Origin of the sequence: Pseudomonas sp. QS1027 (genome assembly GCF_002814235.1) — a bacterium.
Classification (GTDB): Bacteria; Pseudomonadota; Gammaproteobacteria; order Pseudomonadales; family Pseudomonadaceae; genus Aquipseudomonas.
This window is the reverse complement of the sequence record NZ_PHSU01000032.1, coordinates 92,818-103,096: the sequence shown is the minus strand read 5'-3', so window position 1 is coordinate 103,096 and position 10,279 is coordinate 92,818. Positions and strand designations below refer to the sequence as shown.

The 10,279-nt window shown below is 62.8% G+C and carries 9 protein-coding genes; 8 read left to right on the top strand and 1 reads right to left on the bottom strand.

The annotated features are described in order from the left end of the window. Nucleotides 1–145: 145 nt before the first annotated feature. On the top strand, nucleotides 146–685 hold the full coding sequence (locus CWE01_RS26880) for an NADPH-dependent FMN reductase (RefSeq protein WP_100943583.1): 540 nt from the start codon (nucleotides 146–148) through the stop codon (nucleotides 683–685). 87 nt (nucleotides 686–772) lie between these two features. Here the strand turns inward: CWE01_RS26880 and CWE01_RS26875 are convergent, their stop codons facing one another. After that, on the bottom strand, nucleotides 773–1,645 hold the full coding sequence (locus CWE01_RS26875) for an SPFH domain-containing protein (RefSeq protein ID WP_100943582.1): 873 nt from the start codon (nucleotides 1,643–1,645) through the stop codon (nucleotides 773–775). A 347-nt stretch (nucleotides 1,646–1,992) separates the two neighbouring features. Between CWE01_RS26875 and CWE01_RS26870 the strand changes: the two genes are divergently transcribed. The 7 genes from CWE01_RS26870 to CWE01_RS26845 are packed head-to-tail and all read left to right on the top strand — an operon-like array spanning nucleotide 1,993 to nucleotide 10,275. Next, entirely contained in the window at nucleotides 1,993–3,693 is a 1,701-nt protein-coding gene (locus tag CWE01_RS26870; RefSeq protein ID WP_100943581.1) for an AMP-binding protein, read from the top strand. Between the two features lie 41 nt (nucleotides 3,694–3,734). Next, complete coding sequence (locus tag CWE01_RS26865; protein ID WP_100943580.1) at nucleotides 3,735–4,001, top strand: phosphopantetheine-binding protein; 267 nt, start codon at nucleotides 3,735–3,737, stop codon at nucleotides 3,999–4,001. Between the two features lie 12 nt (nucleotides 4,002–4,013). Further along, nucleotides 4,014–5,036 (top strand): hypothetical protein, encoded by a 1,023-nt coding sequence (locus CWE01_RS33400; protein ID WP_157815283.1) that lies wholly within the window; start codon nucleotides 4,014–4,016, stop codon nucleotides 5,034–5,036. Further along, complete coding sequence (locus CWE01_RS26860; RefSeq protein ID WP_157815282.1) at nucleotides 5,021–6,073, top strand: fatty acid desaturase; 1,053 nt, start codon at nucleotides 5,021–5,023, stop codon at nucleotides 6,071–6,073. Before CWE01_RS33400 ends, CWE01_RS26860 begins: the two co-directional genes overlap by 16 nt. Further along, on the top strand, nucleotides 6,070–8,679 hold the full coding sequence (locus CWE01_RS26855; RefSeq protein ID WP_218176956.1) for an aminotransferase class III-fold pyridoxal phosphate-dependent enzyme: 2,610 nt from the start codon (nucleotides 6,070–6,072) through the stop codon (nucleotides 8,677–8,679). The genes CWE01_RS26860 and CWE01_RS26855 overlap by 4 nt, the downstream gene beginning before the upstream one ends. Before the next feature lie 16 nt (nucleotides 8,680–8,695). Then, entirely contained in the window at nucleotides 8,696–9,148 is a 453-nt protein-coding gene (locus CWE01_RS26850) for an SRPBCC family protein (protein WP_100943578.1), read from the top strand. After that, nucleotides 9,145–10,275, top strand: a complete 1,131-nt coding sequence (locus CWE01_RS26845) for a hypothetical protein (protein ID WP_100943577.1) — start codon at nucleotides 9,145–9,147, stop codon at nucleotides 10,273–10,275. The genes CWE01_RS26850 and CWE01_RS26845 overlap by 4 nt, the downstream gene beginning before the upstream one ends. The last annotated feature ends 4 nt before the right edge of the window (nucleotides 10,276–10,279 follow it).

Genomic DNA, 10,279 nt, shown 5'->3' with positions numbered 1-10,279 from the left:
AGTCCAATCGCGCCTACCAAACAAAATCCGCTCTGCTGGGCGGTCTGGAAGGGTCAACCGAAAGGTTGGCCCTTTTTTGCGTCTTGCGTTTGACGAATCTTCTTGCGCATCCTTTCCTGGGTGTTTCGGTTGCATCGGAGTATCAATGGTTCGGTTGCTGGCAGTCTCCGGAAGCCTTCGGGCGGCCTCTTCAAATTCCTCGTTGCTTCGTGCCGCCGAGAGGCTCAGTCCGCAAGGCGTGGCGATCCAGCATTATCTGGACGTGGGGCAGTTGCCGCATTTCGACCCCGACCTGGCCGACAATCCTCCGGCAATTGTTTTGGCGCTGCGGGAACTGATCGGTCGGGCAGATGGCATTCTGATCTCTTGCCCCGAATATGCGCGTGGCATTCCTGGCTCGTTCAAGAACGCGCTGGATTGGCTCGTCGCCAGTCACGAGTTTCCCGGCAAACCGGTGGCGCTATTCAATGCCTCGCCGCGGGCGAGTCATGCCCAGGCGGCGTTGAGGCTGGTGCTGGAAACGATGTCGGCCAATATCGTCGAGCCGGCGTCGATTACCGTGAATCTTCTGGCCAAAGAGATGGATGACGTGGGCATTGCGGCCGACCCGCAGATTCGCCAACAAATCGTTTCAGCCCTGGAGGCATTCAAGGGCTGGATCAATGAAGAGGCTCGGGTTCCGTAGGCGTCGCCGCTCGCCGAGTCGATGAGCTGGGGAGGCCGCGATGCCCGTCATCCCTGACGCTCATCGCGGGCAGGCTTGCTCCCGCAATCAGTCAGACTTGCGGTCCTGCCGGACATCGATAAAGGGCAGGGAGCCGCTCGGCAATACCGTTGTCGGCAGCACACCATTCCAGCGTTCCGCCTTGGTCAGCTCCACCAGATTCTGGTTGCTCGCCAGTGCCTGGGCGCGGGCCTTGATCGCTTCGGCTTCAGCCCGGCCACGCAGTTCGGTGGCCTGGGCATCGGCCTTGGCCTGCGCCAACTGTGCATCGGCCTCGGCTTGGGCCTGGGTCACGCGGATCTGTGCCTGGACCTGTTCGGTCGCCAGCTGTTGCTCGCGGGTCTTGACCTGCACTTCGGCGGCCATGCGCGCCTCGATGGCTTTCTCATAGGCATCGCTGAAGTCGATGTTCTCGACCTGAACACTGTCGATCATCACCGGCCCGGTGATCGCCGTCTTGATCGCGGCGGAAATATCATTGACCAGTTGCACGCGGTTCTGCACGGCGGCCACGGCGTTGAACTGGCCGAAGACGTTCTCGACCTGGGTCGGTACCTGGCGGCTGATCAAACGGTCGCGAATGCCCTCGATATCCTTGAACTGGGTATACACCTTGGCGACATCGGAAGGGGCGACGTGCCACGAGACCGAGACCTTGAGCTGCGCCGATTGCTGGTCCTTGCTGTAGGCCTGGAGATTTTCATAGGCCGAGACCTGGCTCTGGGTGCTGATCAGCTTGACCGTTTCAATGAAGGGCGTCTTGAACGACAGCCCGGGGTCCACCACGCCGACGAGCGCGCCGTTTCTCAGAAGCACGCCGCGCTCGGTTTCATCCACGGTGTACCAGCTGCCGAAAAACACAATGAGCAGGATCAATGCAGCCGCACCGCCAACCGCGCTGCCGATCATATTACGGGTCATATCTCGTTCCTTTGATGAGCGGGAAAGCACTCCCTGGATACGCTGCCTGGGTGTTCAGGAAGCGCGCCCCGCCAACATGGCCAATAGTGTTGAGGTTGCCTCGCCGCCGCGACGGTTCCGGGCACCTTTCGAGCCGCCCATATCGGCGGCCCGACATGATAACCACCTGGCCCGTTCCATTCTGAGAAGCGACTCTCAGACCTGAGTGCAATCTGCAATCGGTGTTTTGTCCCGCTTTGGGAGTCGTGACCCATCAGTCATTATTTTTTGGTGACATTGAAAAGCCATATTGACCTATTGTCGGACAATCTGTAGATTGCGCCGCCTGTGTCAAGGAGCGACAAAAAATGGCTAACGGAATAGTCCAGCCTACCTGTTTGTGCTTGTGCGATAAATTCCTGATCAATTCTCATTCTCGCCAGACGACCGTTCTGACGCAGGATGCGGCTGTCTCGATCAATCATTCCGAGTTACTCGACCGCGTTGGACGGGTGCGCAGCGTGCTGCGTCAACGGGCCCTCCAGCGTGGGCAGGTGGTGGCCATTGCCTTGGCGTCCAGCTTTGGCGTGCTGTCGATGGTGCTGGCAGCCTGGGCCGAAGGCCTGGCCATTTCCCTGCTGCCCCATGAATTGGGCGCATCCTCCGGCAAGCTTGATGACGGCCGCTTGAGTGCCATGCTTGAGCTGATCGAGCCGGCCCTGATTCTCTGCAGTGAGCCGATTCAGCAGCAGTTGCCCCACGAGTGGGCGAGTCGACTCCTGACGGATGTCGCCCTGGGCGAAGCGCAGGGCGCCGTGCAAGCGCTGCATAAGCCGGCGCGTTGTGTCCCCGCCGACCTGGCCATTCTGCAGTTCACTTCCGGTAGCACCGGCATGCCCAAGGCGGTGTGCATCAGCCAGGCCATGCTCAGCGCCAATTGCCAGGCGATTGCCGAGCGCGTCGGGGTCAGCCCGCAGGACCGGATGGTCAGTTGGTTGCCGTTGCACCACGACATGGGCCTGTCGGCGATCACCCTGGCCTGGTGGTGCGGTATCGATCTGGTCCTGATGCCGACACGTGAGTTTTCCCGGCAGCCGCTCGCCTGGTTGCAGGCGCTATCGCACTACAAAGGCACCTTGTCACCCGCGCCGACCTCGGCCTTTGCCTTGCTCAATCGTCTGGCGGGGCGTGTACGTGACGGTGAACTGGATCTGTCCGCCTGGCGTTATGCCTGGGTCGGTGCCGAGCCGGTCTTCCATGACCATCTGCGGCAGTTCGAAACCGCCTTCGCTCCTCATGGCCTGCGGTCCGGGGTGGTGCAACCGGCCTATGGCATGGCCGAAGCCGTGGTGGCGGTTTCACTCAACCCGCCGGGGCAGCCGCTACGTGTACGTTGGCTGGATACCCGGGCCTTGCATGCGCTCGGAGAGGTCATCGAGTTGAGCGAGGGGGCAGCGGGTGCCGCCGCTTACCTGGGCAATGGCCAGGTGGTCGATGGGGTCGAGTTGCGCGTTGCCGATGAGCACGGGCTCGCATTGGGCGAGGGCAGCCTGGGGCATATCGAGATTCGCGGGGCTTCGGTGATCAGCCAGTACCTGAAGGTCGAGCCGGTCCGCCACCAGGACAACGACTGGTACAGCACCGGCGACCTGGGCTTCCTGCTCGACAACGAAATCTATATCACCGGACGGACCAAGGACCTCATCACCCGCGCCGGCGTCAATGTCAGCCCGCAGATCATCGAGTGGGCCCTTGAAAGCACCCTCGGACTGGCCGCGGGGTCGGTCGCCGCCTTTTCCTGCATCGACGGCCGCCTGGCCAGGGAGAGCGTGGTGGTGGTCATGGCGAGCAACGCGCTGGCCGGACGCGAGCTGGACGATCTGCGTCGCGAGGTGGCACGTACGGCAGTCCGGCACGCGGGTGTCCAGGTCGATGACCTGGTGCTGATCCGGCGCGCGGATTTCCCCAGGACCACCAGTGGCAAGATCCAGCGCCAGGCCTTGTGTCGACGCTATCTCAGCGGCGAATTGAGCAGCGCTGCCGCGACCCCGAGCCCTCTTTCCATCTAACCCACTTAGCCGCATGGATTGCCTGCGTGCAAGGAGCACCTGTGTTCGACGTTATCTGTCAGACGATTCGTAGTCTTTCGCTGCAAGGCATTTTGCCGGCCCACCTCAACAGCATGCCGTTGCAGCGCGATGATGCGTTGCTCGACCTTGGGCTCGACTCCCTCAGCCAATTGACCTTGCTCTCCGAGCTGCGCGGGCGGCTGGAGGTGAGCATTCCGTCCGATCCCATCGACGGCATGACCACCTTGCACGAGCTGGCGCAAATGCTTGAAGGGGCGAATGTGTTCGACCTGTCTCCGGCCATCTGAGGGGGCATGAACATGTCCGGTATTCCCAATAAAGCGGCCAGCTGGTTCGTCAGTGCCAGGGCCGACACCCTGGCTATCCTGATCGGTGGCCCGCTGATTTCCGTGGCCTTGTTGCTGGCGATCCTGCACGGCCCGGCTTTTCTGATCGGGGCCTTGCTGTTCGCCCTGTTCCTGGATATCCCCCATGTACTGCACACTCATGTGCGGCTGCTCGCCGAGCCATTGGAGTACCGGCGGCACAAGGTGCGTTTCTGGACCAGCCTGGGGCTGATCAGTGCCCTGTGTCTCGGGCTGTATGCATTCGGCGCCTTTGCCTGGCTGGTGGCGATCTGGGTGTATTGGCAGCCGTATCATGTGTGCAAGCAACACTTCGGTGTGGCCGCGCTGTATGCGCGCAAGTCCGGTTACAAGCACTCGACCGCGCCGATTCGCGCGATGGTGCTGGCTGGATTCGCCGCGCCGCTGCTGTACCGGATCAGTCATGGTGGCTTTCATTTCGGTGACTACCAGCTCTTCGGGCAGGCGCTGCCCTTTGCCAATATCACCATCCCCACGCCCCCGATCGATCCGATCTGGGCTGCCTTGGCCTATGCCGTGTTCGCCTTCGTGACCCTGCGTTTTATCGGGATGCAATGGCGCCAGAGCCAGCGTGGCGAGGCCTTGCCCAGGTTCGTGCTGGTCATGCTGGCGGTCTCCCTGGGACTGTACAACGCCGCCTACCTGCTGGTGGGTGACCTGTACGCGCTGATCCTGATCGGTACCAGCATCCATGCCTTGCAATACCACCTGGTCTGCACTTCGACCGTGCAGGCCGGCTTGCGCAGAACCCGTGAGCAGCCGGTCCCGTCGGGGCTTCTCGGCGCCGGTCATCGTTGGGTCAGGCAGATGGGCGAGCGGCCCTGGATCTGGTTCGCCAGCCTGGGGATGGCCAGTCTGTTGGTGCTGAGCCTGGAAATGCCTTCGGTCGGGCTGCTGCCCTTGATCGTCGTCCTCCACCACTTCTATCTGGACGGTGTGATTTGGAAGCGTCCTTGAACCCTGGGGCGGCAGCGGCCGGGCAGGGCGAGCGCGGCTTTATCGAGTCCCTGCGGCCGCTGGTCGACGATCTGCGCCGTCATCAGCCCTGGCGTTACTGGCTGGACTTCGGCGTCAACATCGCGGCGTTCTGGGCATCCTTGTCCCTGCTGGAGGTGGCCGGTCCGTGGCTTCAGGCCGGGTGCTACCCGGTGGCGGTGTTCACCCTGTATCGCTGCGCGATGTTTATCCATGAGCTCAGTCATATGCCCCGGCGCGCGGTGCGCGGATTCAACCTGGCATGGAACCTGACCTGCGGCATCCCTTTGCTGCTGCCGTCGTTCCTCTACCTCAGCCATATGGACCATCACACGCTGGCGCGTTATGGCACCCGCCAGGATCCGGAGTACCTGCCGTTCGAGCGGCGCTTCGCCAGCAGCATGGCGACGCTGGCGTTGGGCACACTGTTGACCCCGTTATTGCTGTGGGTGCGCTTCGCCCTGGCAGGTCCCCTGTCCTGGTTTGTGCCGGCGTTGCGCCGGGTGGTGGTCGAACGCTACAGCGCGGTGACCTTGCATGCCGCCTACCGTAACAACCCGGCGCGGCTGTCCGCCAGCCAGACGTACAACCGCATGCTCGAAGGCCTGACCAGTTTGTATGCCTGGGCATTGGTCGCCACTGCGGGCACGACGTTACTCCCCTGGAGCCGGATCGGCTGGTTCCTGGCGGTGATCTACGGGGTGCTGTTCATCAATATGTTCCGCACCTGGCTGGCGCACCGCTACGCCTCGCCCGGCCATCCTGTCTCGTTGCAGTGGCAATTGAGCGATTCCACCACCCATGCCCGCCAGGGCGGCTGGATCGAGTTGCTCGAACCCCTGAGCCAGCGTTATCACGCGATGCACCACCTGTTCCCGGCGTTGCCTTATCACGCGCTCAAGACCGCCCATGACCGGGTCATGGCGGCAGACGGCGCGGCCGCCGACCTGTACCGGCAGACCGCCGCGGCGCACCCGGCACCGACTTCCACTCCTTACCCGACAGAGAATCCTTCATGAGCCGCTGGCAAGAAATCAGTCCCTTCGAACAGCATGTCAACCCGGCCATCGGCGAGTTGATCCGCCGGGTCGGGCTCGACAAGACCTTTGTCCGTGGTGAGGGCTGTCATCTCTATGACGCGGCAGGGAAGGCCTATCTGGATTTCCTCGGCGCCTATGGGGCGCTGCCCTTCGGGCATAGCCCTGATGTGTTGCTGGCGGAGCTGGCGAGCTTCCAGCACAGCCGCGAGCCGATCTTCGTCCAGCCGTCGTGCCTGGCCGCCAGCGGCCTGTTGGCCCAACGCCTGCTGGAGCTGGCACCGGGCAAGTACCGCAGCGTGACCTTCCAGAACAGCGGGGCGGAGACGGTCGAAGCGGCGTTGAAAGCCTGTCTGGTGAAGACCGGTCGCAAGCGCATCCTGTCGACCCATCAGAGCTTTCACGGCAAGACCCTGGGCGCGTTGTCCGCCACGGGTTCGGATAAATACCAGGAAGGTTTCCAGGCGCCGCTGCCGGGTTTCGACTTTGTCGATTACGGCGACATCCAGGCCATCGAGGCGCAATTGCAGCGCTATCCGGGAGCCTATGCGGCGATCATCGTCGAGCCGATCCAGGGCGAGGGCGGCATCAACCTGCCGCCAGCCGATTACCTCCAGGCTGTTCGTTCGGCCTGTGATCGCCACGGCACGTTGTTGATCATCGACGAAGTGCAGACCGGGCTCGGGCGGACCGGCAAGCTCTTCGCCAGCGAAGGCGTGCAGGCCGACTGCCTGCTGCTGGCCAAGGCCCTGGGCGGTGGCGTCATGCCGATCGGTGCCTGCCTGCTGGCTGACAACGCCTACAGCGAAGACTTCCAGAACAAACACTCCTCGACCTTTGGCGGCAACACCCTGGCCTGCCGTATCGGCCTGAAAGTATTGGACCTGTTGCGCGACCAGCCTGAGTTGCTGGACGGCGTCCGGGACAATGGTGCCTATCTGCTGGAGCAACTGCAGGCGCTGGCGCAGCGTTACCCGACGTTCATCCGCGAGGTGCGGGGCGCCGGTTACCTGATCGGTATCGAGTTCACCCTCGACCGTAGTCATTACCCGCAGTTTCACGGCGGTTTCACCGGCATCATGGGCGAACAGGAAAGCCTGGTCCCGGTGCTGGCCAGCTACCTGTTGAATGTCGAAGGTGTACGCGTGGCCCCGACGCTCAATGGCGCCAGCGTCATGCGCGTAGAGCCGCCATTGATTGCCGGGCGTGCCGAGTGCGAACACTTCCTGCAAGCCCTGGCGCGGACCCTGCAACTGGTGGCCGAAGGGCGCACCGGCACATTGCTCGCGCATCTGCTGGAAGCCGAGGCCGGTTTCCCTGGCGCCCGGGGCCTGCCCTTGCATGTGGCGCGCTTCGACGAGCCGGTCGCCGACAATCATTTCGCCTTTATCCTGCATCCGCTGGAACTGGAGAACTACGCCGAGTTCGATGAAAGCCTCAGTCATTACTCGCGCCATTCCCTGCAACTGCTCGAGGAGCGCCTCAACCCGCTGCTCGATCCGTTTTTCGTCTCCACGGTCGAACTGACTTCGCCGGCCACCGGGCGCAAGGTCAGCGGTGACCTGATCATGGTGCCGCGTTCGGCGGCGCAGATGGCGGCGATGCCGGTGGAAGAGTCCTGTGCCCTGATCGGCCAGGCCATCGACATGGCCAAGGGGCGCGGCGCCAAACTGGTGGGCCTGGGCGGACATACCTCGATCGTCACCGGCGGCGGCCTGCGCCTGCTGGACAAAGGCATCCCTCTGACCACCGGCAACACCTACACCTTGCTCACGGCGGTCGAGGCTGCCTGTCGTGCGGTGCACCTGACGGGGCGGCGCATGCAGGATATGCGCGTCGCGGTCATCGGTGCCACGGGCAGTATCGGTTCGGCCATCGCCCGGCTGATCGCCGGCCAGGCCGGCCAACTGACCCTGGTCGGCAATCCCAAGAGCGCACGCTTCAACACGCCGCGCTTCGCCTCGGTGATCACCCAACTGGTGGCCTATGGCGCGCAGAGCGTGGCGGCAGAAGGCAGTGTCCTGGCGCGAATTGCCCTGCGTCTGGAAGGCCAGGATGCCACTGAGCTGGGCCGTGTGTTGCTGGACGAAAACGGCAGCCGGACGCCGCTCAAGTGGAGCAACGATGTCCAGCAGTCGCTGGCGGATGCCGATCTGGTATTGATCGCCACCAACAGCGCCGAGCGTTTCATCAGCGCCGACGATATCGCCGTCGGCACCATCCTTTGCGACATCTCGCGACCGGCCAATGTCAGCCAGGACATCGCCGCTCGCCGGCCCGATGTCCTGGTGCTCGACGGTGGCATTGTCGAGATGCCGGGCGCTGCGCGACTGGGTTCGCGCTACGGGATCCCCGACGACCTGGCCTACGCTTGCATGGCCGAGACCATGATGCTTGCCCTCGAAGGCGAATGGCGTCATGCGAGCCTCGGGCTGGACCTGAGCAATGACGACCTGGAGCTGATCGAGGGCCTGGCGGGACGCCACGGTTTCAAGCTGGCGGGCTTGCGCAGTTTTGACAAAGCCTTGGACCCACAGGCCTGGCAGCGTTACGCCGAACGTTTCCAACCGGTTGCCGAACCCATCTGAAGAGAGAGCACCTCACATGCCCGTATTGGAAAAGACCACGTTGATCAAAGGGCGCAGTTGCGCCGAAGTGTTCGATTTTTGCCTGGAAGGCGCCAACTTCCCGAAGATTTTCCCGGAGCGGGTCACGCCGCTGGGCAAGATCGATATCGCCGACCTGCGCATCGAGCAGGGGCGCGAGTTCCGCTTCCGGCACTGGATGTTCGGTTTTATCCCGGCCAACTGGACCGTGCGCATTCGTGAGGTCAAGGACAACCAGCACTTCATCGACGAGATGATCAAGGGGCCGCTCAGTGCCTTTCGCCATGAGCATTTGGTCGAGGCTGCCGAGGGCGGCACGCTCTACACCGACCGTGTCACCTACCGGGCCATTGGCGGTGCGCTGCTGGAGCGGCTGTTCGTCAATGCCTATATGAACCGCATCTTCGAGGCGCGTCATCGGAACATGCAACAGCTGTTGGACATCGCATGATTGCCGTTCAAGTAGTCGACAGCGCCAAGCGCCTGAAGCAGTTCATCGAATTGCCGTTCCGGCTGTATGCCGATGACCCGCTGTGGATTGCGCCGTTGCGCAGTGACATGAAGCGGATGCTTTCGCCACGGCACAACCCGTTTTTCCGTGAGGCCGAGATCGAGCATTTCCTCGCGCTGGATGCCCAGGGACAAGTGCAGGGCCGGATCAGCGTGAGTATCCATGCCGCCTACAACGAGCGGTTTGGCGATGAGCACGTGTTCTTCGGTTTCTTCGAGGTCGCACCGGACCCCGCCGTGGCCGAGGCTTTGTTCGAAGCCGTCGGCAACTGGGCCAAGGCACGCGGCAAGTCGCGCCTGCTGGGCCCCTACAGCTACACCTCGACCCAGGATGCGGCGTTGCTGCTGGAGAACATCGACGGACGCGCACCGACGCTGCTGCAGACCTACAACCCGCTCTGGTACGCCGACACCCTCAAGCAACTGGGTTTCGAACTGGCCTTTACCTTCAGCACCTACGGTGTGACCGCCGACCAGTACAAAGTCCGGCGCAAGGCCAACCGCAGCGACCGGGTAATGCCGGGCAGCCAGTTCAGCGTACGTACCGCCACCCGCGCCGATCTGCGTGGCAACCTCGATGAAGTCCGTTGCCTGTTCAACAGTGCCTTCGCCGCGAACTACGAGGTGGCGCCGATTTCCGCGGCGAGCTTCAAGTTCCAGATCGACAGCATCAAGACCTTCATTGACCTGGAGGGCATCAAGCTGATCGAGCTGGAGGGCCGCGCCGTGGCGTTTTTCCTGATCCTGCCGGACCTCAACCAGATCCTCGACAAGCTCAAGGGCAGCCTGGGGCTGTTCGACCTGTTCAAGCTGGGCCATTACAGACGTAGCGTCGAAGGTGCGGTGATCGCGCTGATCGGCGCCGATCCCACCGTGCAGGGCAGTGGCCTGGGCCGGTTGATCGGCGAAGAGATCGTGCGTTATGCCGAACCGCGCTTTAGCCGCGTGGACACCATGTGGATCGATGACCGCAACCCTTCCAGCTATGTGCTGGCACGCAACCTGGGCATGCGTCGGACCAAACGCTATGGCGTATTCGGACTCGATCTCGTTGAACCATCGCTCTGAAACG

Bases quoted from the DNA above. Each gene is read 5' to 3' on its own strand.
- CWE01_RS26880 (WP_100943583.1), top strand. From the start codon at position 146: ATGGTTCGGTTGCTGGCAGTCTCCGGAAGCCTTCGGGCGGCCTCTTCA.
- CWE01_RS26875 (WP_100943582.1), bottom strand. From the start codon at position 1,645: ATGACCCGTAATATGATCGGCAGCGCGGTTGGCGGTGCGGCTGCATTG.
- CWE01_RS26870 (WP_100943581.1), top strand. From the start codon at position 1,993: ATGGCTAACGGAATAGTCCAGCCTACCTGTTTGTGCTTGTGCGATAAA.
- CWE01_RS33400 (WP_157815283.1), top strand. From the start codon at position 4,014: ATGTCCGGTATTCCCAATAAAGCGGCCAGCTGGTTCGTCAGTGCCAGG.
- CWE01_RS26855 (WP_218176956.1), top strand. From the start codon at position 6,070: ATGAGCCGCTGGCAAGAAATCAGTCCCTTCGAACAGCATGTCAACCCG.
- CWE01_RS26850 (WP_100943578.1), top strand. From the start codon at position 8,696: ATGCCCGTATTGGAAAAGACCACGTTGATCAAAGGGCGCAGTTGCGCC.
- CWE01_RS26845 (WP_100943577.1), top strand. From the start codon at position 9,145: ATGATTGCCGTTCAAGTAGTCGACAGCGCCAAGCGCCTGAAGCAGTTC.